Origin of the sequence: Orlajensenia flava (assembly GCF_004801905.1) — a bacterium.
Taxonomy (GTDB): Bacteria; Actinomycetota; Actinomycetes; order Actinomycetales; family Microbacteriaceae; genus Orlajensenia; species Orlajensenia flava.
The window spans coordinates 261,961-286,338 of sequence record NZ_SSSN01000007.1 but is presented as its reverse complement, the minus strand read 5'-3'; the positions used below and the strand labels follow the sequence as shown (position 1 = coordinate 286,338).

The 24,378-nt window shown below is 63.6% G+C and carries 19 protein-coding genes, 2 tRNA genes and 1 pseudogene; 10 read left to right on the top strand and 12 right to left on the bottom strand.

Annotated features, from left to right (window positions below):
• Positions 1 to 107: 107 nt before the first annotated feature.
• Entirely contained in the window at positions 108 to 2,333 is a 2,226-nt protein-coding gene (locus E6C70_RS11530) for a hypothetical protein (protein ID WP_136424679.1), read from the bottom strand.
• Between the two features lie 153 nt (positions 2,334 to 2,486).
• Between E6C70_RS11530 and E6C70_RS11525 the strand changes: the two genes are divergently transcribed.
• Positions 2,487 to 3,560 (top strand): LacI family DNA-binding transcriptional regulator, encoded by a 1,074-nt coding sequence (locus E6C70_RS11525; protein ID WP_136424678.1) that lies wholly within the window; start codon positions 2,487 to 2,489, stop codon positions 3,558 to 3,560.
• An 11-nt stretch (positions 3,561 to 3,571) separates the two neighbouring features.
• On the opposite strand, the gene E6C70_RS11520 is transcribed toward E6C70_RS11525, so the two are convergent.
• From E6C70_RS11520 to E6C70_RS11505, 4 genes are all read right to left on the bottom strand, one after another.
• Entirely contained in the window at positions 3,572 to 5,524 is a 1,953-nt protein-coding gene (locus E6C70_RS11520) for a glycoside hydrolase family 127 protein (RefSeq protein ID WP_136424677.1), read from the bottom strand.
• 61 nt (positions 5,525 to 5,585) lie between these two features.
• Positions 5,586 to 6,479, bottom strand: coding sequence for a carbohydrate ABC transporter permease (locus E6C70_RS11515; protein WP_136424676.1), 894 nt, complete (start codon positions 6,477 to 6,479; stop codon positions 5,586 to 5,588).
• Positions 6,476 to 7,423, bottom strand: coding sequence for a carbohydrate ABC transporter permease (locus E6C70_RS11510; RefSeq protein ID WP_136424675.1), 948 nt, complete (start codon positions 7,421 to 7,423; stop codon positions 6,476 to 6,478). Before E6C70_RS11510 ends, E6C70_RS11515 begins: the two co-directional genes overlap by 4 nt.
• Positions 7,424 to 7,498: 75 nt before the next feature.
• A complete protein-coding gene (locus tag E6C70_RS11505) occupies positions 7,499 to 8,806 on the bottom strand; it encodes an ABC transporter substrate-binding protein (protein WP_136424674.1) in 1,308 nt (435 codons plus the stop codon).
• Between the two features lie 222 nt (positions 8,807 to 9,028).
• Here E6C70_RS11505 and E6C70_RS11500 point away from each other — a divergent pair, with 222 nt between their 5' ends.
• Positions 9,029 to 10,051 (top strand): LacI family DNA-binding transcriptional regulator, encoded by a 1,023-nt coding sequence (locus E6C70_RS11500; protein WP_136424673.1) that lies wholly within the window; start codon positions 9,029 to 9,031, stop codon positions 10,049 to 10,051.
• A 436-nt stretch (positions 10,052 to 10,487) separates the two neighbouring features.
• On the opposite strand, the gene E6C70_RS11495 is transcribed toward E6C70_RS11500, so the two are convergent.
• The 3 genes from E6C70_RS11495 to E6C70_RS11485 form a co-directional block, all read right to left on the bottom strand.
• A complete protein-coding gene (locus E6C70_RS11495) occupies positions 10,488 to 10,901 on the bottom strand; it encodes an ASCH domain-containing protein (RefSeq protein WP_136424672.1) in 414 nt (137 codons plus the stop codon).
• A 108-nt stretch (positions 10,902 to 11,009) separates the two neighbouring features.
• Positions 11,010 to 12,065, bottom strand: a complete 1,056-nt coding sequence (locus tag E6C70_RS11490) for a zinc-binding alcohol dehydrogenase family protein (protein WP_207670113.1) — start codon at positions 12,063 to 12,065, stop codon at positions 11,010 to 11,012.
• The gene (locus E6C70_RS11485; RefSeq protein ID WP_136424671.1) at positions 12,065 to 12,904 is read right to left on the bottom strand and encodes an SDR family NAD(P)-dependent oxidoreductase; all 840 of its coding nucleotides are present in this window, start codon (positions 12,902 to 12,904) and stop codon (positions 12,065 to 12,067) included. Before E6C70_RS11485 ends, E6C70_RS11490 begins: the two co-directional genes overlap by 1 nt.
• 75 nt (positions 12,905 to 12,979) lie before the next feature.
• On the opposite strand from E6C70_RS11485, the gene E6C70_RS11480 reads away from it, so the two are divergent.
• Positions 12,980 to 13,576 (top strand): TetR family transcriptional regulator, encoded by a 597-nt coding sequence (locus E6C70_RS11480; RefSeq protein ID WP_136424670.1) that lies wholly within the window; start codon positions 12,980 to 12,982, stop codon positions 13,574 to 13,576.
• Positions 13,577 to 14,467: 891 nt separating this feature from the next.
• Here E6C70_RS11480 and E6C70_RS11475 read toward each other — a convergent pair.
• Positions 14,468 to 15,376: a LysR family transcriptional regulator gene (locus E6C70_RS11475; RefSeq protein ID WP_136424669.1), complete on the bottom strand. Its 909-nt coding sequence runs from the start codon at positions 15,374 to 15,376 to the stop codon at positions 14,468 to 14,470.
• Between the two features lie 20 nt (positions 15,377 to 15,396).
• Here E6C70_RS11475 and E6C70_RS11470 point away from each other — a divergent pair, with 20 nt between their 5' ends.
• The 4 genes from E6C70_RS11470 (at position 15,397) to E6C70_RS11455 (ending at position 19,785) form a co-directional block, all read left to right on the top strand.
• Positions 15,397 to 16,065 (top strand): carboxymuconolactone decarboxylase family protein, encoded by a 669-nt coding sequence (locus E6C70_RS11470; RefSeq protein WP_136424668.1) that lies wholly within the window; start codon positions 15,397 to 15,399, stop codon positions 16,063 to 16,065.
• Positions 16,066 to 16,088: 23 nt separating this feature from the next.
• Positions 16,089 to 16,496 (top strand): tautomerase family protein, encoded by a 408-nt coding sequence (locus E6C70_RS11465; RefSeq protein WP_136424667.1) that lies wholly within the window; start codon positions 16,089 to 16,091, stop codon positions 16,494 to 16,496.
• Positions 16,497 to 16,531: 35 nt separating this feature from the next.
• A complete protein-coding gene (locus E6C70_RS11460; RefSeq protein WP_136424666.1) occupies positions 16,532 to 16,954 on the top strand; it encodes a tautomerase family protein in 423 nt (140 codons plus the stop codon).
• Between the two features lie 1,466 nt (positions 16,955 to 18,420).
• Positions 18,421 to 19,785, top strand: coding sequence for an ATP-binding protein (locus E6C70_RS11455; RefSeq protein ID WP_136424665.1), 1,365 nt, complete (start codon positions 18,421 to 18,423; stop codon positions 19,783 to 19,785).
• Positions 19,786 to 20,436: 651 nt separating this feature from the next.
• Here the strand turns inward: E6C70_RS11455 and E6C70_RS11450 are convergent.
• Positions 20,437 to 20,979, bottom strand: a complete 543-nt coding sequence (locus E6C70_RS11450; protein ID WP_235833408.1) for a TetR/AcrR family transcriptional regulator — start codon at positions 20,977 to 20,979, stop codon at positions 20,437 to 20,439.
• Between the two features lie 81 nt (positions 20,980 to 21,060).
• Between E6C70_RS11450 and E6C70_RS11445 the strand changes: the two genes are divergently transcribed.
• From E6C70_RS11445 to E6C70_RS11435, 3 genes and pseudogenes are all read left to right on the top strand, one after another.
• Positions 21,061 to 21,789, top strand: a complete 729-nt coding sequence (locus E6C70_RS11445) for an SDR family oxidoreductase (RefSeq protein WP_136424664.1) — start codon at positions 21,061 to 21,063, stop codon at positions 21,787 to 21,789.
• Positions 21,790 to 22,016: 227 nt separating this feature from the next.
• A pseudogene (locus E6C70_RS11440) lies at positions 22,017 to 23,089 on the top strand (IS30 family transposase).
• A gap of 434 nt (positions 23,090 to 23,523) precedes the next feature.
• Positions 23,524 to 23,988 carry a HEPN domain-containing protein gene (locus E6C70_RS11435; protein WP_136424663.1) on the top strand — a complete coding sequence of 155 codons (465 nt, stop codon included), beginning with the start codon at positions 23,524 to 23,526 and terminating at the stop codon, positions 23,986 to 23,988.
• 204 nt (positions 23,989 to 24,192) lie between these two features.
• Here the strand turns inward: E6C70_RS11435 and E6C70_RS11430 are convergent.
• Both E6C70_RS11430 and E6C70_RS11425 read right to left on the bottom strand, forming a co-directional pair.
• Positions 24,193 to 24,265 (bottom strand) — tRNA-Ala (locus E6C70_RS11430).
• A 23-nt stretch (positions 24,266 to 24,288) separates the two neighbouring features.
• Positions 24,289 to 24,362, bottom strand: a tRNA-Ile gene (locus E6C70_RS11425).
• Positions 24,363 to 24,378: the final 16 nt, after the last annotated feature.

The window sequence follows — 24,378 nt, the reverse complement described above, 5'->3', positions numbered from 1 at the left end:
CAGGGGGACTCCGACTGGGTCTCAGACGACGTGCAGCGCACCACCGGCCACGTGCCTCGCACAGTTGAAGCATTGCTCAGCGATAACGAGGCCGCGTTTACCGCTTACTAGTGGCGGGCGAGGTTGATGTCGTCGATGTTGACCCACTGGCCGGCTCCGGCGTCTGAGTAGAAGCCGATGGTGGCTTGGCCATTGGTGACGGGGACGTTGGCGATGGTTACGAGGGTCAAAGTACCGGATGCCGCTGACCGCATGTCGGTGGTGAGGTCAGTCCCGTTGCCGAAGTCCTTGATATTCATGTAGGCGGCGGTTTGGCCGCCGGCGGTGCGGATCCAGGCGGCGAGGTTGTACGTGCCGTTGGTGAGGCCGGTGATGGTCTGCGATGTGTAGACCCGGTAGGCGGTGTTCTTGTAGTGGGTGAGCATGTACGAACCGGTGCGCGCGTTCGATGGCGCTGATTTTGATTCGGTGAAGTCCGCGGTCGCGTTGGCGGTGGTGCCGAAGTCGTTCGTGGACCAGTTCGTTGGCGTTTGGGTTGCTGCGCTGTTGTCTTCGAAGGAGAAGTTGCGTGCAGTGAACGTCGGGTTCGTCACCGCGGCCGGGCTGAGTTGGACGTCGTCGACGTTGATCCATTTCGCGGCTGGGCTGTTGGAGTAGAACCCGATTGTCGCCTGTCGGTTCGTGACCGCGACGTTGGGGATCGAGATCTGTGTCCAGGAACCGGACGCGGGAATGGTGACGGTTCTGGCGGTGCCACCGTAGTCCTTGACGTCCATGTAGGTGGAGGTTTGGCCGCCGCTGCTGCGGATCCAGGCGGTCAGGTTGTAGGTGCCGTTGGGAACCTTTGCAGTCTGGTACTCATAGCTCTGGTAGGCCGTCGACTTGTACTGAGTGAGCGTGAAGTTGCCGCTGTGTGCGTTGTTCGGTGCAGCCTTCTGCTCGGTGAATGATGCGCCGTCGTTCGCGGCGTTGCCGAAGTTGTAGTTCGTCCAGGCCAGCGGCGTTGTGGTGCTGGCGTTGTTCGAGTCGAAGCCGGCGTTGAGCACTCCGGGATTGGTTTGCGCTTTGATCAACCTCTCCATGATGTCCACGCCGGTGTAGTTCCCTGATGAGAGGCCGTTGGCGGGCAGTGTGTTGGGCACATGCCAGTTGGTGTAGAGCAGGTTGTCAGAGAGGTGACGGTTCGCCCACGCTGTGTTCGCGTTGTCGAGCATCCATTGCAGGTATTGTCTCTGCCCGGTGGCCTGCATCCAGTTGATGATGCCGCGCGACATGATGCCCTTTGCGACGGTGTTCTGCCCCGAGTCGCCGTCCACCCATTGGTCGTAGTGGGCGCCTCCGTTGGAGGTGGTCCACTGGGGCCAGAGAATCTGGGCGCCGTTGTACGGGATGGTGAAGCGGTTGCGTGCCCAGTCGGTGACGCGTACGACGTCGCTGATGTAGCTGGTGTCGCCGGTGGCTTGGAACATCGCGGCGGCGCTGTCGGCGATGAGGCCGACGTTCATCATGTAGTGGTTCTTGTCGAAGTATCCGGTTTGGGTGCCGTCGGTTCCGTTGAGGATGCTGCCGTCAGGCTGGATCCATAGCTTGATCCAGTCGTAGGTTTTCTGGGCGTATTGCGCGTACGTGAAACTGCCGCCGAGCGCGGCGTTGTAGATGGTCCTGGTCGGGAAGTACTTGGCCAGCGCCATGGCGATGTAGGGCACCTGCCCGCCGGTGGAGATGTCCTTGTAGTCGTGTTGGCTCCAGGTGCGCCACACGCCGCCGTCACCGAATCCGGCCGTGTTGTCGAGCTGAGTCTCCAGGAGCCACCGGGTATTACGCTCGGCTTCTTGGAGCATGTGTGAATCGCCGGTGGCCTCGTACGCGCAGATCGCAGCGTTGACGTTCCAGAGGAAGTCGTCGTTGGCGTCGTGAACGCCGTTGCCCCACCAGTACGGATCGGTGGTGGTCTGGGTGGTGCCATCGATCGTTTCCGTCCAGCTGAACGGCTTCTTGAAGTAGTTTTCGAAGCCGTAGTAGCTGTCGCTGATCTGCTGACGGTATGCGCCGCCGGTGTTGTCGTTGGCTGCGCAGAGACCTTGACGGATGTAGGCGGATGTCCACAGATCGAGGGGGAGGTGGTCGCTTTGCGAGCTGTAGAAGAGTCCGTTGCTGGCGTTGTAGTAACTGCCGAGGAAGGCGGTCAGCGCCGTCTGGGCGTTGCCGGCGGTAAACGTCTGTGTCGCAGCTGAGGCGGGCGCCGCGCCTCCCGCCAAGCTGCCGATAGCGGCCACTATCGCCAAGGTGAGCGCTGAGATACGGAACCGGTTCCTGCTGGGAGTGCTCGACATTGAAGTCCCTCTGATACGTCCGCGGCGCTGCGTCGCGCTCGGAAATGCGTTTCTGCAATCTAGACTGGATCAACGTCCTACGTCAACCGAGTCCCTTGAACACAACGCACACAGCTTCTGAGCAGCCCGGAAAGGTTTCCGGATGGAGATTGGATGTCAGCACCCGAGCGCGATCTGGCGCATCCCTCACGTGAAGCGGCGACCGCCCTCACGACCTTTCCGCGGGCGCCGACCCTGGCAGATGTGGGAGCGCGAGCCGGCGTTTCCCATCAGACGGTTTCACGCGTCATAAACCATGCCGCAGGGGTGCGCGAGAGCACTCGCGTTCGCGTCATTACCGCCATCACCGAGCTCGGGTATCGTCCCAACGTGGCGGCCAAGACGTTGGCTTCCCGTCGACAGAATGCGATCGGGGTGCTCGCTCCGACCGTCGCCGACTACGGACCCACCAGTGTCGTTCACGCCCTGGAGGTTGCGGCGGCGGAGGTGGGGTTTCGGACCCTGGAAACCCGGGCCCTGGATTCCGCGGACTCCGCCCGAGCCGCGCTCCAAGCTCTCCTGGACCAGGCCGTGGCGGGCGTGATTGTGGTCGCCTCGAGCGTAGCGGCGAATCAGGCGGTCGCCGATTTCCCCACTGCCGTTCCGATCCTCCGATTGTGGCCGGGCGTTTCGACCCGTCCGGCTGTGTACATCGACCAGGCGGCCGGTATCCGTGCTGCCTTCGGGCATCTGGTGGGCTTGGGCCACCGGTACATTCAGCATCTGGCCGGACCGCTCTCTCACATCGAAGCTCGGCTGCGCGCGGACGCGTTCGCTCTGCAGTGTCGGCTGGCCGGCGTTCCGGAGTTGGATGTGCTGCGCGGGGACTGGTCGGCCGGATCGGGAAGCGCCGCCGCGGCGCACCGTGACAGCAGAGCGACCGCCCTGGTGTGCGGGAATGATCAGATGGCGTTAGGTGCACTCGCCGCGCTGCGCAGGGAGCGGGTGTCCGTTCCGGGCCGGGTCAGCGTCGTCGGATTCGATGACATCCCGGAGAGCGCCTTTTTCGCTCCTGCGCTGACCACGGTTGCTCAAGACTTCACCCGGTTGGGCTCGCTTGCAGTGGATCAGCTCGTCGAGGTGATCTCGACCGGCTCGGCGGCGTCGATTTCGATTCAGCCCACGCTCGTGATCCGCGACTCGACACACCCTGCCTGGCGAGCGACCCAGCACTTCTCGGCCGGCTGAGGATGTCGAACCTATCGGTGTTCGGGTACGAAGATCCGCATCACGGAGGGTCCCCGGTTGGCCCACAGGCTGTAGGGGATGGCGACCAGCTCGACGGGGCGTCCATCCACGGGCGGTGCATCCGCTCGGGAATGCCAGCCGGTACCCGTCCAAGACGTGTCGTCGCGAAGGTATCCGGCGGCCGTGATGAGGACGGTTTCTTGTCCCTCGACGTCGCCGAGCCTTTCCGCGAGGGGGCGCTCAGCCAGCAGCTCCACCCGGTTGAGGTCTACGTCGTCAGCCTGGTCGACGCTCTCGAAGGCGTACACGACGGGTCCGCGCTCGATGGCGACGGTGCCGCGCACGGCGTCCACCGCGGGATGCGCAACGGTCAACCTCGGGTGCATCGGAATGTCGATGACGAGGACGTCTCCCGCCTCCCACGTGCGGGTGATGGGGACGTAGCCCGCGTCCGTCGCATCGACATCGACGCTGCCGCCGTTGATGGCCACGCCGAGAGCATCCGCCCAGTCGGGTCGGCGTACGGAGAGGGTAAACGGGTTATCGGGCGCTTCGGTGACGGTGATGGCAACGCGTCCATCAAGAGGGTATTGGGTTTGGACGGAGAGGCTCACCGCGCCTGCGCCGAGCTCGAAGACGAGGTCGGCCGCAACGAACTGGTGCAGCTGGACACCGGAATCGTCGTTGCTGGCGAGGTAGGCGGGCAGGGTGGCGATCGTGCGCATGATGTTGGGTGGGCAGCAGGCGCACTCGAACCACGTCGGTCGGGTGCCGGGGGCATCCGCCCGGAGCGGGCGCGTGTCGGTAGGGGCAGCCGGATAAGGAGCTCGGCGCTGCGCGGGGTTGTTGTAGAAGAAGGCGGTGCGCTCGATCGAGGTCGAGGCTGCGAAGAGGTTGTAGAGCCCGCGCTCGAACGCATCGGCGAACCGGGATTGCCCGGTGGCGAGCAGGAGACGCCAACTGAGCATCATGTTGCCGATGGTGGCGCAGGTTTCGCCGTAGGCGAGGTCGGGTGGCAGTTCGTAGCTGTCGCCGAAGGCCTCTCCGGCGAACCGTGAACCGACGGCGCCAGTGAGGTAAGTCTTTGTGGCAGTCATCGAGGACCACTGCTCGAGCGCGGCGTCGAGCAAGGCTTTCTCGCCGGTCTCCAGGTAGAGGTCGACCACTCCGGCGAGGAGGTAGATGGCTCGAACGGCGTGTCCGGTGACGGTCGTCTCATCGCGCACCGGGATCGCGTCTTGGTAGTAGGCGCTGTCGAAGTGCAGGCTGGCGTCCAGCACCCCGTGCCCGCGGACGTCGACGAACTGTTCTGCCATCTCGAGGTACTTGCGTTCACCGGTCTCGCGGTAGAGCTCCACGAGTGCCATCTCGATCTCCTCGTGGCCGTCGGTGTCGTCACGCCGGAGGCCGCCGAAGTCCTCGACGATGACGTCGGCCGCCTTGATCGCGATGGTGAACAGCTCGGAGCGGCCGGTGGCGCGGCGGTCGGCGATTCCTGCCTGGATGAGGTGGCCCATGCAGTACAACTCGTGGCTCTTCACCAGGTTGTCCCAACGCACGTCGAGACCTGCCTGCACGAAGGAGTTGACGTAGCCGTCTGGCTGCTGCGCCCTCCCGATGATGCCGGCGAGGTCCGCGATGAGTGCGTCGCGCTCATTGGACTGTTCGAGCGCACTGTCCCACGCCACCGCTTCCAACGCCTTGTAGAGGTCGGAGTCAGTGAACCACAGTCCTCGCCGCGGCCTGTCGTCGCCGGCCTGGGGGTCGAGCCGACGAAGGTTGTCGATCGTTCCGTCGCGTTCCAGCCACTCGAAGGAGTGCGCCATGGTGACCTTGCGGTTGTCGTGCTGCCATTGCGCCCACGGTCCGTCGACGATGCGAGCAGCGTCGAGGCCGATGGGGCGGAAGGCGATGTTGCGCTGGTTGACGGGGATGACGGGGGCGATGGGACGTGCTGAGTGCATGGTGGTACTCCTTGGGCGAGGCAGAAGCTGAAGCGTTTCGAAGATGGGGTATGCGGGAGGGTCAGCCGCGGAGCGCACCGTTGACGAGACCGGAGACGTAGAAGCGCTGCAGGAAGAGGTAGAGCAGCAGTACCGGCACGATCGTGATGACGACGCCGGCCTGGATGGCGCCGTAGTCCACCGCTCCGTACTGGCCGATGCTGAGGTTCACCAGCATGATCGGCAACGTGTACTGGGAGCCGTCGCTGAGGAAGATGAGCGGGCCGAGAAACTCGTTCCAGGATGCGATGAAAGAGAACAGCGCAACCGTCACCACCCCCGGCATCACGAGACGCAAGGACACGTACCGCAAAGCGCCGAACGGACCGCATCCGTCGACCAGTGCCGCCTCCTCGAGCTCCCGGGGAATCGACTCGAAGCTGTTGCGCATGAGGAAGACCCCGAACGGCAGCTGGAACATGATCAGGACGAGAGCCAGACCGAAGACGCTGTTGGTCAGCCCGAGTCGTCCGAGGACGATGAACAAGGGGATGAGGATGGTCGCGTAGGGCACCATGAGGATCAGCAGTGTCGTGCCGAAGAGGAGGCTCTTGCCGCGGAACTGGAACCGCGCGAAACCGTAGCCGGCGAGCACCGTGATGATGACCGTGCCGACCACGACGAGCACCGAGAGGGCGATGCTGTTCCACAGGTAGGTTCCGAGGCCCGCGCCGTAGGTGGCGAGTTTCTGGTAGTTCTCGAGTGAGAAGCTGTGCGGAAACAACGTCGGGGGGTTGCTGTTGGCCTCCGCGGCGGGCTTGACCGAGTTGAGCACGGCCCAGAGGATCGGCAGCAGGAAGATCGCTGCCAGAACTCCGCTGAAGAGGTGGTAGCCGGTGCCGGCTGCGGCGGACCGCACGCGGGCCGCACCTGTCTTGTGCCGGGTGCCGCCCGGTGTTCGCGTGATGACGGTCATCGGTCGTCCTTGTCTCGGAGCAGGAAGAGTTGCACACCGTTCAGCAGCACCAGCGCGAGGAGCAGGACGACGGACAGGGCGGCCGCCTTGCCCAGGTCGAACTGCGCGAACGCGGTGTTGTAGATGGCCAGCACCAGCGTGATGGTGCTGTTGTCCGGGCCGCCGTGGGTGAGCACCTGGAACTGGTCGAAGGCCAGCAGCGAGCCGGTGATCGAGAGGATCAGCAGAAGGGCGAGCGTGGGACGAAGGTACGGCAGCGTGATGTAGCGAAGGCGTTGCATCGTCGTTGCTCCGTCCATCCGCGCCGCCTCGTAGAGTTCGTTCGGTATGGCCTGCAGGCCGACCAGGAGCACGATCACCTGGAACCCGATGAACTTCCACACCACCAGGGTCAGCGTGGTAAAGAGGGCCTGCCCGCCGGTGTTCAGGAAGCCCCACGGTCCGTCTGTGAACCCGAGTCGTTCCAGGAGGAAGTTGGCGACGCCGTTGCGGTCGTTCACGGCGGCCAGCCAGATCAGGGCCGCCGATGCTGTGCCGACCACGTAGGGCAGGAAAAAGGTGGTGCGGTAGAACTTCGCCCCGCGCCGGCTCGAGTTCGACACGGCGACCAGCACGAAGGAGATCCCGAAGATGAGGATGGTGGTCAGAATCGTGTAGATCAGAGTGAAGGTGATCGCTCCGACGAAGAGTGCGTTGGAGGGGATCTCGGCGTAGTTTCCCAGCCCGTTCGGGGTGGGCCCGCCGAGAAGTGGCCAGTTCTGGGTGGACATGAACAGCAGCACGCCGAGCGGGACCAGGAACAGGATCGCGACGATGATCGCGAGAGGCGCCACGAAGAGAAGGCCGACCGCCGGCCGGGCGGTGAGGGAGGACCGACGGGGGGTGCGTCGGTCGAGAGTGCGAGCCGGTGTTCCTGCGTCGCGCACGGTCGGGGTCGTTGTCATGTCAGAGCTTTCTGAGTGCGCCAGACCGGGTGCGAGCGCAGGAGTCGCGCTCGCACCTGGTCTTCGATGAGCCGGCTACTTGGCCTGGTCGATGCCGGCTTGGATGGCCTTCTGGCCGGCGGCAACCGCGTCGGTCTTGCCATTGAACACGTAGTCGCGAACCAGCGTCGACCACGGGCCGGTGGGTGCGTTGATCACTGCTCCGTAAGCGATCGAGGAGGGCGTGTAACCGGTGGCGAGGCCCTTGATCGTCTGGACGATCCGGGGGTCCTTCGAGCTGTACTCGTTGTCGGCCAGGTCGACGCGGGATGGAAGGTTGCCGCTCTTGGCCAGCACGTTCACCTGAGCATCCTTGCCCAGCGTCCACTTCAGGAAGTCGAGGGCCTGGGCGTAGTGCTTGGAGTCCTTAGTGATTCCGGCGACGTCGCCGCCGACGAAGGTCGCCGTCTTGCCGCCATCCGGAGCGGGCAAGCCTGCGACTCCCCAATCGAAGTTCGCCTTGGCGAGATTGCCGAAGTCGAAGGTGCCAACGGGCAGGATGCCGATCTGGCCGGCGTTGAAGGCGGTGGTCCAGCTGGATCCGTCCTCTTCCTTGGCGCTGGCCGGGATGATGCCCTCGTCGTACATCTTCTTGTACAGATCCAGGGTCGCCGTCATCGCCTTCGAGTCGAAGTCGCCCTTCTTGCCGTCATCGGTGAACGGCGGTGAACCTGCCGCGACGGCGTATGGGAACATCGTGTACGCGTTGCAGCCGGCGCAGTTGCCGCCGAAGTAGAAGCCGTAGGTGTCACCGCCGACCTTGTCGCGGATCGCCTTCGCATCGGTGTAGATCTCATCGAACGAGCTCGGACCCTGCTCGGGGTCCAGACCAGCCTTGGTGAACAGGTCCTTGTTGTAGATGATGAGGGAGGAGTCCACGACCAGCGGCGTGCCGTAGATCTTGCCGTCCAGGGTGGTGGCGTCGGTGTGAGCGTGCGAGAGGCTGTCATAGTACGGCAGCCCCTTCACCGCTGAGGTGATGTCCTTATAGAGACCTTGCTTGACGTAGTTGGGTGAGTAGACGACGTCGGCGCCGAGGATGTCGGGCAAGCCGCCGGATCCGGCTGCAGCGCCGACCTTGGCCTGGAAGCTGGCGCTGGGAACGAGGGTCAGCTTGACGACGTTCTTGTGCGTCTTGTTGTACTCATCGACCAGCAGCTGAGCGGTCGGCCCGTTGTCCGGGCGTGCCCACATGGTGAGCTTGGTTCCGTCGTCGGGTTTGCCGCTGCTCGATGAGGATGTGTCAGCCGAACAGCCGGCGAGCAGCAGTGCTGATGCCGCGGCTGTGGCCGCCAAGCCGAGGACGGCGCGCCGACGTCCCTTCGCCAGTGTGAGGGGGGCCATGGTTTCTCCTTTGAAATGACTGCGGGTGCCGTGTCGGGACGAAGGTGCAAGAAAATGCTCGCATGTTTCCGACACGGATAAGGGTTTCCTTGACAATAGGCAGCGTAGTGTCGGTTGTCAACTCGCTCTGATCCGGATTTCCCGCAAACGGTTTCAGAAACATTTCCGGATCTGCTAGGTTCGTGCCATATTGAGCCACACAGGCTTACGAAGGGGAAGATCATGGCTCAGCGCAAGGCGCGCGGCGTCGTCACCGTCGCAGACGTGGCGGAACACGCCGGCGTATCACCGGGCACCGTGTCGAAGGCATTGAACGGACGCGGTCAGCTCAAGAGCGAAACCCGGCAACGCGTTCTCGCGTCTGCCGAGAAGCTGGGGTTTGCTCCTAACCTGCTCGCCCGCAGTCTGCTGTCGGGCCGCACCTACACGGTGGGCGTGCTGACGACCGACAGTGTCGGCCGGTTCACGATTCCGCTGCTGACCGGTGCCGAAGACGCCCTCGGTGCGGGGCAGATGTCCATGCTGCTGTGTGAGAGCAGAGGCGACGCCATCCGGGAGCAGCATTACCTGCGGGTTCTGATGGCTAGGAGAGTCGACGGGATCATCATCACGGGCCGCTCCAGCAACGTCCGCCCCTCGCTGGGGCAGGACTTTCCTATCCCCGTGGTCTACGCCCTCTGCCAATCCGACAGTATGGAGGACCTCTCCGTCCTGCACGATGACGAGAAGGGCGCCGAGATGGCCGTCAATCACTTGGTCGAAACCGGGCGGTCGCGGATAGCGCACGTGTCTGGCCCTCCTCGGCACGCGGCGACTCAGAATCGTTCCCGTGGTGCTGCCACTGCTCTTGCTGCGGCGGGACTGAGTTTGGTCCTCGGGGAGCCGCTGCATGGCGAGTGGAGCGAGGCGTGGGGTCGAGAGGCCGCACAAAGGCTGATGAGGAGTGGAGAGAGATTCAACGGAGTGTTCTGCGCCAGCGATCAAATAGCGCGCGGTGTCGCGGACGGGCTGAGAGAAGGCGGCGTAGCCGTTCCCGAAGACGTTGGGATCGTTGGCGTCGACAACTGGCTGCCGATGGCTGAAGCATCCCGCCCGCCACTCACGACCATCGACCTGAACCTCGCCGAGCTCGGGCATATCGCGGCGACGAGGCTGCTCTCGGCCATCGAAGGGAAGGATGCCGCCTCGGGCATCGAACGGGTACCCGCTTTCCTGGTCAAACGGAGATCCACCGAAATCGGCTAGCAGTACGTACCGGACGTCCGATGACGGGCTGGCTATCGAGGGAGCAGCGGCGAGCCTATCTCGATCGGTGGCTCACCAGAGCGCGAGCAGATCAATCCGGTGGAGCGTCCCGCGAATGTCCCGTGCGGGTACTAACCGAGCGAGCGCGGGCCCTCGCGCCTCCCTCGGGATGAGAAGCCGCGACAGCATGACCACCATGTTCCAGTCCGCCCATCCGAGCGTCGCCCCGAGCCCGACCCGGTAATGAGGACCGAGCCAGGTCAACCAGACGACGAATGTGACCGGGATGAGGAGCCAGAGGAGAAGGCCTCGACAAACCAAGAGGAGAAACGTCGCTAATGCGTCGAGGCCTTGCGGTGTAGACGGTGGATCGTCTTGCACGCCGAACCTTACCTTGACACGCGGTCGAAGGCCGCCCGTCCCACGACGGGATCCCTCAGCGGGCCTCAAGGACGACGGTGAATCGCTCGAGGACGATCAGCGTTGAGTCGTCGAGCCGAAAGTTCGGACCGAGCTCCCCGTGCGGGGTACGGGAGCTCCAGAACTTGGTGTGTGCGGCCCGCCAGGCGGCGACATCCGCGTACCCTTCACCTTCCGCCACCGCGTGCGCCAAAGGGACTTCGCTCAGGGGTGACACCTCGACCGCGGTCGTTTCAATCACGGCACGCCTCGTTCCCGCTGAGTCGATGACCGTCCCGCGTTGACCGACCTGAGGGAGAGGCTCCCCGGCCGAGGCATATGCCACGGCGAGGGAACTGGTCGCAGTCTTCTCGCCGGCCACGATCGCGGCGACCAGCTTCTCGCGCAACTGCCCCTGGGAGGCGAACTCGAAGACCGGTAGCTCATCCATCTGATGATTCAATCAAGCAAACCCGTTAGCTCCTCGACCGTCCTCAGTAGATTCCCGTCACCAAGAGGCAGCGCCGCAGCCTGAACGCCTTCTGGCTGCGCCGCGGGCTTAGAGCGTGATAACCAGCTTCTTGGCCGAGACGCCGTGACGTAGTCGTTCGAGTCCGGCGGGAATGGCCCGCAGTCCGCTTCCGACGACTTCCGCCGGGGGTTGGGCCTGGTAGGCGCCGGTGCCGAGCGCGGCAGGAAGGAAGTCGTTGTAGATGGCTGGGCCCACCTCGTTGTCTTTGAGGGAACCGCCCCAGATTCCGCTGACGCAGACTCCTCGGGGTACTCGCCATGCGGAGAGATGGGTCAGGATCGCCGGAGCGGATGATGACACGCGCCTGCTACCCGCCACCCGAGCGGCGACTTTCATCACCTTCGGGAGCGACCCATTGCCGATCGCGACCGATCCGGCCAGGAAACGGTCCCCGATCGCAGTGACGAGCTCCTTCACCGCCGTGGGGCTGTTGCGGTCGACGACTTCATCGGCACCGAGCGTCTGGAGGTATTCGAAGTTGCGCGGTGAGGCGGTGGCGACGACACGGTATCCCGCGTTGCGGGCCAGCTGGATCGCGTTGCTGCCGACTCCGGTCGATCCACCCCAGACAAGCACGGTCTCGTCACGGTCGATGGGGTCGGCGGTGGGCAGCACCAGGGCCAGGCCGTTGGCCTGGAACATTCCGGAAGCTGCCGTCGAGAGCTGCAGGGGTAGGACCGCGGCCCGCTCGAACGAGAGGAAATCGGGAATCCTCGAGACCATGTGTGCTTTGAGGATGACGTACTCCTGGAAACCGCCCTGACTGGCTCGGTTGATCGATTTTTCCGTCCCGAGCGCGTGACCGAGCACTCGATCGCCGACCGTCAGATCGTGCGAGCCGGAGCCGACGGCTTCGATCTCGCCGGCGACATCCTGTCCGACCACCGCCGGGAAGGTGAGCCACGGCAAGACCAACCGGTAAGCGAGGCGGGGGATTCCATCGATCAGATTCAGCCCGACGGCACGGTTGCGCACGACGATCTCATTCAGACCGGGGGTGGGGTACGGCGCAGATCCCACCTCGAACGATCGCCGCTTCTTCGGCAGCCAGAGCGCATGGTTCTCGGGTATTGGTCGGGCCATCAGCGGGCCATCCTCTCGCTCGTCGTCCACACCGCAGTCGCGTTCTCGGCCGTGACAATCGCGGGCAGCGCAACCTCGCGGCCGTGGTCATCGACCATTCGGCCGCTGATCCCCGCCAGCGATCGGCTGCTCGCGAGGTGCTCGACGACGGTGCAGCGTTCCTTGGCGAACATATTCGAGATCGACCCCACAAGCCGAAGCGGCAGCGACTGCGTTGCGAGCAGGTTCGATCGAATCAGCCCCGGATGGAAGACGTTGACGGTGGGACCTTCAGGGCGGATGTCGGCGAGATGCCGGGCGAGCAGGAGCTTCCACGCGACCGCCTGGGTCATCAGCGCCGCCGCGGAAGCGTTCGGGTCAACGCCGTCGAGGCGAACATTCCGGATGCGCTTGACGAGCGCCGGGGCGACACCCACCATCAGCGCGCGGCTTCCGGGCGTGCGGTCCAGCATCGGAAGGACAGATCGCAGAAGCTGGAAGTGGACCAGGTAGTTCGTGGCGAACACCCGCGGAACACCGGCCGCAGTCCGGCCGGTCTCGCCGATGGACCCCGCCGTGCTGACGAGCGCGTCGAGCCGATCCGTGCGCTCCGTCAACGCGGTCGCCAGCAGCTCCGCCCCGGTCCTCGTGCTCGGGTCGCCCACAATCGACTCCACGAGCCCGCTGCCACGACCGTGTGTGTGAATGGTGTCGACGGCGCGCTGCCCGTTCGTCACGCTCCGCGAGATCACGATCGTCCGGGCACCGAGACGGGCCATACCCTTGGCAACCGCGAGCCCAACTCCGGAGGATCCTCCGAACACGGCCACGGTCCTCCCGTCCATGCGTTCAACGTCCATGCTTACCGATCCTCACCCATGACACTGTGGGACATGACGATAGCACAGAGTGTCATCATCGAATAGACTGTTGGAGTGCCCAGATGGACGAACAACGCGGAGAAGCGCCTTCGCAACGCCGCCGCGGAACTGTTCGAGGCCCACGGCTACGAGGCCGTTACGGTCACCGCGATCGCGGAGCGGGCGGGGCTGACCCGTCGTACCTTCTTCCGCTACTTCCCCGACAAACGAGAAGTTCTCTTCCCGCAGACTGACGAGATCGGAGAAGCGGTAGCGCAAGCGATCAACATTCAACCGAAGGACGCGGATGCGGGCGTCCTCGTCGGAGAGATCATCACCGTCCTGGTCCGCGCCGGCACCGTGATCACAAGCGACCGACAGGCCCAGCGCAAACGGCAGACCCTGATCCAGTCGAGCCCGGAGTTGCGCGAACGCAGCCGTACCAAATTGGCGACGACGGCCGCCACGATCGAGTCGGCGCTCACAACGCGGGGCGAACCCGATGCGCAAATCATCGCGGCGGTCGCCGTCGACCTCCTCCGTACCGCCTACCAGGCGACTCTGGAGGGCGATGACAACGCCTCGTTCGCCGAGCACGTGAAGAGGGCGCGGACAGCATTGCGCAGCTTCGACTCCTACAGCAGGCTCCCGGCACCCGTCTCCGATCCGTGATCAACGCGATGGGGCTGGCCCGGGCGACACTGCAAAGGGGCGTAGCTGATAGAGCCCGCGGGATTCTATTGATCGATGCAACGCCCCTTTTGGAGGTGTTTGCTTGTGGTGGTTTAGTTCTCTGCTCAAACAGCCGCTCGGTTTCTAGCTGCGATCGGTCATGGCCACGGTCTGAAAGGCTCCACCCGAATGGCGGGGATCGATAAGGACGTCGGATACCGCTTCCTACGCGATCGCTATCTCGAAATGCGCCGCAGCGGGTTGACGACGGCCGCGGCGACCAACGCGCTGGGTTTCACCTCGAGTCGTGTTACTACCTGGGAGGCCCTGGTCGATCACGATCATCGACACCACCTACGGGTTGACGTGTCGAGAGAGGCTGCGTTCTGGCTGGCTTTCAATGCTGGCGCGAGTCTTACCTCGTCGGCAGTTGCAGCCGATGTCGGATCCGCGACGGCCTATCGGTGGGTGCAGCGCCGCTTCCATGAGCTGCGATCGGAAGGCCACAATGGTGCACGCATCGCCCGCCAACTCCGGCTCTCAGCACGCCGCGCTGCGGCATTGGAACAGCAACATGCCCAGCGGAAGCAGCGTGACGTGCGCCGACCGGGGCGTGGGTGTTCTATCGGCCGATGGAAGCGGACGACCCCGCCCTTCCCGACGGAACGTCAGCGGCCGTGCACGTTGCTGTCGACGGTAAGGTCACTCGGTTCACCGGCCTGATTGACGATCAGGCGCTTGGGGTGACCCGCCACGGGCTCTGGCTGACGTCGGAGCGCATTCGCGACCCGGATGACGAAGCTGCGTGGCGTGGGGGTGGACGCCAAGCGAACGGGTTGGGCGTGTGGGTTTAGACGGGGCGTCGCTGAGTCCTGTTCGTGTGCCGTCTCGCTAGTCCGTCTCTGACGTGAGAGCCGTGAACGCGTCCGCGAGCAGATTGGGGAGGGGGTCGGGCGCGGGACGGTCGACCGCGGTGACGAGGCGGACCCATCGCAGCTCGGGTGGGACGTCGGTGACTTCGAGCATCAGGGTGTTCCGGGGAAGCGCATCAGCGAGCAGCGGCGGCACAGTGGTCACTGCCAGCCCATGGGCGACCAGCTGCAGCTTGGTCAGCCAGTCGGTGGTGCGGTAGCGGATCTCGGCGCGGTGGTCGAGTCCCGGCCAGACGCCCAGCACGGGGTCGCTGCCCGGCGAGGCGGAGTCTGCCCAGGCGGCTGCAGAGAGGTCCGCGATGCGCAGGTCCATGCGGTGCCCGAGCGGATGCGACTGCGAGACAGCGACCCGCAGTTCCATGACCCCGATCTCGTGCTCGTGGAGTCGTCCGCTGCCGTCATCGAGGGATCGGAACGGCGGACGGGAGACGACGACGGCACCATCCAGGCGGCCGCTGAGCACAGCACGGATCAGCATCGGCGAGGTGCCGTCGATCGTGCGGAGGGTTCGGTCCCAACCGATGTCTGTCAGTGCGTGAAGAGTCCTCGGTAGCAGCGTCGCGCCGGCGCTGATGAACAGACCGAGACGGTAGGCGGGCGTAGAGGTCTCGCCTAAGGCTGCCCGTTCAGCCGCCGATACGGCTTGGATGACCGCATCCGCATGTGGGAGGAGTCGTCTTCCTGCGGGGGTCAGTCGCGCACCGAACGCCCCTCGGTCCACCAGGCGCTGCCCGGTCGCGTTTTCGAGCACGGCCAGTTGACGCGACACGCCGGATTGTGTGTAACCGAGGTCGGCCGCCGCTGCCGAGAGCGAGCCACGCAACGCCACGACCTGCAGCAGGCGTAACCCATCTATCGTCATGGCCATGACTGAATATCATACCAGGCATGTTTATCTGGCGCTTTGGGCACGGTTCGCCATCGCATAACGTCGTTGGCGTGAACGATACGGAAGCCCCCCTCGGTGGCCGGTTGGAGCTGCTCGCCGAGGCGAATCTCGATGCGATGCAGCGCGCGGTCTGGGATCGCCTGGTCTCGACGCAGGTGCCCGAAGCGCGTCATGCGGGGTTCACTGCTCGCACTGACGACGGTCGCTTCATCGGCCCGTTCAACGCGTTCCTCCGCTGGCCAGGCCCGGGTGGCGCGCTGCTGGACTGGGCACGAGCACAAGTGCAGGAAGAGACGTTGTCACCTCTGGTCCGACAGGTCGTGACTCTTGCAGTCGGTGCGGTGTGGAAGGCGCCGTTCGAGGTCGAGGCACACATCGCCGGCGCGCGAGCGGCAGGCGCGACAGACGCGGCCATCACCGCTGTGTTATCCAGGCAGGACAGCGACGACCTACCCGCGGAAGCGGCTGTCGCCCGGCGTCTCGCAGATGCGCTCCTCGTTGCGCATCGAGTCGATCCAGGGCTCTACGCCGAGGCGATCGAACTGCTCCGAGAGCCCGGGATCAACGCCGTCGCGCACCTCGTCGGGCAGTACGTCACGATCTCCGCCCTGCTGATCGCGTTTGACGTCCCCGCGACCGGTCCCACCCCGGTCGATTCCTCGTACTGACCCCATCCGAACGAAGGGGCACCATGCCCATCATCAACATCTGGCTCCGGGCCGGAACCGACTCGGCCTACCGGAGAGCGCTGACCGACGGCGTCCACCGGGCGATGAACGAGACCCTCCGCACCCCGCAGGATGACTTCTTCGCCGTCGTGCACGAGCTCGACGAGGAGCACTTCCTCTTCGACCCGAACTACTTCGACATCCCTCGCACGGAGCGGTTCTGCATGGTGCAAATCTTCTTCAACTCCCGCCCCGCGGTGGTGAAGGAACGGCTCTATCAGGCGATCGCCGACCGCCTCGAGCAGGCGCCCGGACTCGCTCGCACCGATCTCATGATCAACATCGCCGAGGTCTCCCCCGAGGGCTGGTGGCTCGAGGGGCGCCGAATCGACCCCGCGAGCGGGACCGACGCACGCATGTCCGCACGCTGAGCCGGTCCCGGTCCATCTGTCTAGGAGTGAATCTCATGCCGTTCGTCAACATCTGGATGCGCGAGGGCAAAACGCCCGAGCACAAGAAGGCCGTCTCGGACGCCGTCTATGAAGCGATGCGGGAGGTGCTTAAGGTCACCGAGGACGACCGGTTCCATCAGATCCACGACCAGCCCGCCGAGAACATGATCCAGGATCCCGTCTACGCAGGCGTCCCCCGCAGCGGCGACTCCGTCTTCATCCAGCTCTACTTCACCAAACGGCCAACCGAGATGAAGCTGCGACTGTTCGAAGCGATCGTGGCCAACTTGCAGCATCTAGCGTCCGTCGGCCCGGATGATGTCTACATCAACGCCCTCGAGCCCGACCCGGTCAACTGGTGGATATCCGGCCGCGAAGTCGACCCGAAGACCGGCTTCGATAAGAGGATGGCCGACGCCGCAGCAGAAGCCCAGTGATCTCAAACCGCAGACGCAAAGGCAGCACGAGGGGGTCTACTTCCTGACGTTCTTGAACCCGTTCCCGAGACAACCCAGCGTGCCCTCCATATCACTGAGCATGCCAGAGCAGCAAAGGCGGCTCCGATGCCCGCAAGCGGATTCCAAACCGCGCCTTCAGCGGTAGCTGCCAAACAGGCGCGTCGCCAGCAGCCGCGAGGCCATACTGTCTCTGTGGGCGAGCGAATCGAGAAATTCCTGGATCGGGCCGCAAAGCCGACCTGGATTCACACCGGCACAGACCTTCGTGTTTTTTGGAACGCCGTCCCACACGCAGCTGAAGGGGCAGACGCAGAGAACAAAGACTGGTCCAAAAGCGAGCCCGATCCGAACGCCCCGTAAGCGGATCCCTCACTGGCACGCACAGGCGGATGCTTCGCGAGACGGTTCGGTGAAGCTATACCTGCTGGTAAAACCCTCGATGGTGCTTCCTGTCTTGGAGGGCAACCCACAGGGCCGGCCCGATAAGCGACAACTGCAGTAGTCCCAAGAAGCACCACACCCACGACCACGGCGAACTGGGATCGACGACTAACCGGACCACACCGATAGCGATCCAGAGGATGTATAGCACCGCCGACGCCGCCGCCCACTCCACTCGCGGTCGACCGAAGAACCGACGACGCAAACTCCTCGACCTATCAAACCCGGCGGGATCCTCGTACACCCATGCGTCTACGTCGACGTTGCCGCTGCCCCGAGGTGGCACCCCATCTGAGTCCGCATCGTCTTGTTCCCGTTCGGCCGGCAACTCCATGAGCACATGCTCCTCTTCCAACGGCACCGACGCAGTAGCCCGAACTAACGCCTGATTTTGATCATCACCGCCAGAGTGCGTTGCGCAGAGGATCCTCCACCGTGCGCGGCCCGGGACCGGGTCGCGGAACGGCTCGCCACGGCGGCCGAATTTGCAGAGATAATCACAGGGACCGTTCTCCGACTGACCCAGTCCCTGTACCTCCGAAGGAGTCCGCATGGGTTTGCTTCTATTACGGGGCGTCACGGTTTTGGTCAGCTGTTTCGGCGCCGCCATGTTCTACCTGCACGTTCGGCAGGTCTCGTCGCAAGGCAGCCGACCGGGAGACCGGCCGTCGCGAGCGACCGTTCCGATCCGTAGTATCCTTTGGGCCCTCCTTGCGGCAGCCGCGGTCCTAATAGGGCTCAAGTTGACGAACGTATTCTGATCTAGACGTCCTAAAGGCCCGCAGACGTATGTCCCACCCCGAATTGGACGTAGGGCGCGGTGAGTCCAACGGAAAACACGCGCAGTGTTCCGTTGAGCGATCCGCTATCGGACGTTCGTTGAGGGACCGGCTTACGGGCCTGCGTGGGCGTTGAGTTTCTTGTCCGAGCGCGCGGATCAATTCGCACGCCTAGGGAACGCAGGTGGTGTTCAATGTGGCGAAGAGATCAATCGGACCGGAGACATGAAGCACCTGACAATCACTGCCAAGGAAGCTTCCGCGCTCCTGGCGCGCACCGAAGACCACTACATCGATTTCAAGTCGATTGCCATCAAGCCCGCGAGCCTCGAGAAGCTGGTTTCCGCCTTTGGGAACTCATCGGGCGGCGAAATCATCGTTGGTATCGACGAAGTATCCAAGGGTTTGTTTGAGTGGCGTGGCTTCGCCCGATCCGAGGATGCAAACGACCATGTCCACGTACTCCTCGGGCCATTTCCCGATTCGGACACGTTTAAGTACGAGACATTGTCGGCGGATGGTTTCGAGGGGAACCTCCTCCGTATCACGGTCGCAAAGACTCGCGCGATCTGTCGGACGACTTCGGGCGACGCATATGTCCGGGGCGCCGCCAGCGTCAAACGGGTCGAAACAGCCGAACAGACCGCCGCGCTCGAGCTCCAAAAAGGCATCTCCTCACACGAAGATGCGACTACCAAGGCGCCGCTCGAAATGGTCACCGACTCACTCCAAGTAACGGAGTTTGTGGTCGACGCGCTCACGTTTACGGAGGCCGATCCATGGCTTCGCTCTCAACTGCTCATTGTTGAGAACCGGCCGACCGTCGCCGCTGTGGTCCTCTTTGCTGATGAACCGCAGATCGTATTGCCCAAAGCATCGATCATGGTCTATCGCTATGCATCCAGAGATCCGGTTGGCCGACGCGAGGACCTGGTTAGCGGCCAGACGTGGAACATAGAGGGATCGGCCATCAAGCAGATCCACGGCTGCGTTGCCAAGACCACCGAGTTGATTGAGTCCGTCAAGGGAACGAACTTGCAGGACGTCTCCTATCCGCCAGAGACGCTTCACGAGATCATCACAAATGCCGTAATCCATCGTGATTATTCGATTGCTGACAACATTCACGTTCGCATCTTCGATGACAGGGTCGAGGTAGAGAGCCCAGGGCTGCTCCCTGGACACGTGACACCGCGGAACCTGCCGGGTGCGCGGTTTTCTCGGAACGAAACGATCGAGCGCATGTTGCATAAGTTCGCCGACGCGCCGAACAAGAACGTAGGTGAAGGCCTAATCACTGCGTTCGAGGCCATGAAGGCGATGCGCTTGACCCCTCCTGAGGTGACCGAGACGGAAAACGGCGTCCTCGTCATCATCAAGCATGAACCGCTGGATAGCCCGTCCACCATCGTTCTCCGCTATCTATCGGAGCACGACACGATCACCAACAGAGAAGCTCGCGAGCTCACGAATATTCAGAGCGAGGGCCGAATGCGGCGCACTCTTGGCGCGATGATCGCGCAAGGCGCGCTCGAGCAGGTTCCGGGCACGACGAAGGGAGGATACAAGTACCGGCTCAAGTCGAACTGACACTGAGGTCCGCGGCGTATTGGACCCGATCGCGCAGGCCGGTCCCGTCGCAACCGGCGCCTCTTGCGCGCCATACCCGCATATGGATCGGCTTGCGAACGACCCCGAGATTGCGTGAGCGTTCTAGGAAAACATCAGGATGCGAAGCCAGATGCCCACGGCGATCAGGACGAGGCCGACGATGCTTAGGCCGACGGTCATGAGGGGTGAGGTCTTCATCTCCGTACCATCGGCCGTCGCGGTTGGTCCAGTGTCGTCGGAAGTAGATCAGGTACCAGACGCCGGCAGCGCTGATCAGGAGTCCGGCAAGGGTGAGCCACCACCAGATTCCTCCGCGCTCGAGGGCAGGGTCGAAGCACACCGCAGCGCCGACGAGCCCGAAGCCGATGATGAATATCGGGTAGAGAACACGCTGGAAGTAGTGAATCGCGCGAAGCGATCGAGAATCATCCTCGTCATATCCCACCTCTAGCCTGACCCCGCCACAGTTTCCGAGCAATTCGGAGCGTACAGCCAGTAGATCCTCCATGCGTGGTGAGGGATCCCTCAACGACCACGTCGGCTCCCGCGCCCGACTGTGGGCGAGCCGATGGGAATCGGCGCCTGTCTCGATGATGGTGCCGGCAATCCGTCGCAGCTATGACGACGGGGCTATTCGCCGGGTTTGGTCTGGAGTCCCGCGACGAGGACGTCGAGCAACCGAGGGACGCGCGCGTCCCACTCCTCAGCGGTGACGTGGGACATGAACCACGACAGCAGGATGACGTCGCGAGGGTCGATGTCGTGTCGGAACTCTTCCAATGACGCACCAGCGCTCAGCAATGTACCCAGGGCGCTGCCGAGCTTGCCCATGGTCGACGCGGACATATCCTCCCAGACGAAAGTCTCCACGACCTTTAGGATGCCCCGCTTGACGCGGACGTACTCCGCCAGACGGGCAAACCAAGATCGGAGTGCCTCGAGAGGTGGCTTCTCCCTCACGAGCTGATCGGCCGCGATGACGAGCTCACCGATCTCGGCCTCGTAGACGGCGGCGAGAAGCGCATCCTGTGTGGGGAAGTGCCGATACAGCGTCGCCTGACCGATGCCGGCTCTCTGGGCGACCATCGACAGCTTCAGGTCGTCGAAGCCGCTCAAGATCTCGCGGGCAGCGGCAAGGATCGCCGCACGGTTTCGGCTCGCGTCCTGACGCACGGCACCTCCCGGGTTGCTAACGGACAACACGTCCGCTTTACTGAAGTGGACAGTTTGTCCGTTCAGGAAAGAAGGTATCTCATGCAACAGGTCGTAGCAATCACAGGGGCCAGCAGCGGAATCGGAGCGGCGACCGCCCTGAGGCTGGCACGCGCCGGAGCAGCTGTCGTGCTCGGCGCTCGCCGTCGAGAGCGCCTCGACACCCTTGTCTCGGAGATCGAGTCGGAAGGTGGGCGGGCCGTCGCCACCGTCGTGGACGTGACCGAGCCCGAGGACGTCGAGCGTCTCGTCTCGGTCGCAGTCGAGACCTACGGCAGGCTCGATGTCCTCGTCAGCAACGCTGGAATCGGTCCCATCTCCCCGATGCGCTCCCGCAAGACGTCCGAGTGGAACGCGATGATCGACGTCAACATTCGCGGAGTGCTCCATGGCATCGACGCAGCGCTCCCCGTCTTCGAGAAACAGGGGCACGGGCACTTCGTCACCATCGTCTCGACAGCCGGGCTCAAGATTCTGCCCACGATGGCCGTATACGCGGGAACGAAGAACGCCGTCCGCACCATCCTCGAAGGCCTTCGCCAGGAGTCGACCGACGGGACCATCAAGACGACCGCCATCTCACCCGGGTACGTCCGAACCGACTTCGCATCGACGATCACCGACGAGTCCGTCCTAGCAGGCATCCTGTCAGGCATGGCAAACATCTCCATCGACCCCGATGCGGTCGCTCGCAGCGTCGAATTCGCCATCGACCAGCCGTGGGACGTCGAGATCGGCGAGCTCGTCATCCGCCCGACCGTTCAAGGCTGACCGGCCCGCCCGCTGACCCGGGGCGAGAGTCAAGAGCTGGAGAACGATGTGCAGAAGACGCTCAAAGCCGTAGAACCGCCGTCAGCCTTCACGGCCAGATGGTGTTGGAGGCGGCGCTTCGGGTCCACGAGGAGATGGTCGGTGATGCCCTCTCCGACCGTCTGACCGGTAGGTAGGCCAGCGCTACTCATTCGTGGAGCGAGCAAGCCCTCATTGCTGGTGATTTCCTGACTCATGCGGTGCTCCCGCTGGGCGTTGATGGGAGGACGGGCGCGGATCTTGGTCGCTGCCGGCGGTGTCCGGCCACGCCGTGGTCATGGCTTGAAGGGGCGGTGTTTGACGTTCGCTGACCGGGAGGAGATTGCGGTGTTGCGTGCGCAGGGGAAGTCGTTGCGGCAGATTGGGGTGGTGATTGGCAGACCGGCGTCGACGGTGTCGAGGGAGCTGTCGCGGAACACTCCGCGCGGGTCGGCGTATCGTGCGACTACTGCGCATGCCCTCTCGCATGAGCGGGCGGGGAGGCCGAAACCGGCGAAGCTCCATCTCAACGTGGAGCTGCGTGCGAAGGTGAAGAAGGATCTTCAGAAGTACTCGCCCGAGCATATCTTGGGGCGCCTGAAACGGGACTTCCCGGACTGGGAGGAGATGCGGGTGTCGCCCGAGACGATTTGCCAGTCTCCGTACGTCCCGTCGCGGGGTGCGCTCAAGCAGGAGCTGACCAGGTATTGCGTACCGGGCGGGGTCTGCGGAGTCCGTCCCGGAAGACGGGGCAGCGCAAGAACCGGATCCCTGATGGTCAACATTTCCAGCGCTCCGCGGAGGCCAGCGACCGGGCCGTGCCCGGCAGTTGGGAGGGTGATCTGATCATCGGGAAAGGCAACCTGAGCGCAATAGGAACCTTCGTGGAGCGGTCAACGAACTACACGATGCTGGTGCATCTGCCCGAGGGTTACACGGCGGAGAAGACCCGTGACGCGTTGACAGCGAAGATCAAAACTCTCCCCGAGGCGTTGCGGGGAACGTTGACGTGGGATCAGGGCGTGGAGATGCGCGAGTGGAAACGAGTCGCCGTCGACGCCGGCATCGAGATCTTCTTCTGCGACCCGCACTCGCCCTGGCAGCGTGGGATCAACGAAAACACCAACGGGCTGTTGCGTCAGTACTTCCCCAAGGGCACCGATCTCTCGGCCACTCCGAGCAGGACCTCGACTGGGTCGCCGCGGAACTCAACGACCGGCCTCGCAAACGGTTAGCCTTCCAGAAACCGATCGAAGCGATCGGAAAACTCCTGTTGCAATAGCCGCTTGAAACCGCCGTTCCACCGGTCATATCCGATCGTTCCTGGCGTCGTGCTCTCGTTCACCGACTGTACGGTGGGAATCGACGCGGCCGGCGGCAGAACGAGGGCCGATAGATGGACTTCGCGGGATGTTGAACTTGATCATGCGAGCACGGCTTATATGTGCCGAGTGGGGACGCTTGGCCATCGAGGCCTTCGGTGGAGGCAATGGCGACCCGCACGCGCTGAGTGCCCTCGATGAAGTCAGCAAAAAGACTCCACCAATCGACGGGGCCGGGAGCGCCCCGTAGGCATTCACGATCGCCAGTTGCGGATGGCCTTCTCTAGGTTTACTCAAACGGACTGACGACCCTTCCCGCCCGCTAGTCGATCGGCTTTCGGGTCGCAGCCGAAATAGCGAGCCGCAATTGGTGCTCGGCAGGATACTGATTCTCGTGGGCGAAGAATTCATCCGTATTGGCCTGAACGTCCTATCAAGGCTCGGAGGGATTCACGGTAGAACGCTCGGGCGCACCGGCGTCCGACTGGCTGCCACGGGACAGGCCATTCTCGTCGAGTCCGAGATGCTGGCCACGCGGACGACGCTGCACTCGAAGACGGAACGGCTTCTCAGCGGCGTCCACCCCGTCGCTCTCGCATACACGCGCGTCTCAATCGATAATTGGCTGCCGAAGTTTAAGAGAACTCGGAACCACATCGCGCATGGCAATGGAGGATCCACCACCGACGTCTGGACTGACGGCGCACTACTCCGCGCCGTGCGTGACGCAAACCGTGTGTTGTTGTCCCTTGCGCTCCTCACCCACCTCGGGGTGCCCGATGCGGCGCTGGAACGGACCGCGGAACGCCTTGGGAACCGCTACAGCGGACGTCATCGACCCACGGGGATCTTCCGGTGACTCCAGGGCGCATTCGGCGCACATTGCTCCAACGATCGATCAGGCGCCCCGTGATTCCGTGGAAGCGACGGCACGTGAGGGCGCACGCAAACAAGCACAAAATACTACCGAACGTATACCTATTCACTACCGCATAGATGAGTAGCGCCTACAAGAAGACCCGAATTCCGGGCAGGCGCGTGACTCCGGGGTTTTGACGAACTGTGGAGCCTAGGAGAATCGAACTCCTGACATCCTGCTTGCAAAGCAGGCGCTCTACCAACTGAGCTAAGGCCCCGTGCGGGAGTGTGAAGTTTTCGGTGGGGCTACGAGGACTTGAACCTCGGACCTCTTCGTTATCAGCGAAGCGCTCTAACCGCCTGAGCTATAGCCCCGAATTGGCCAGATAGA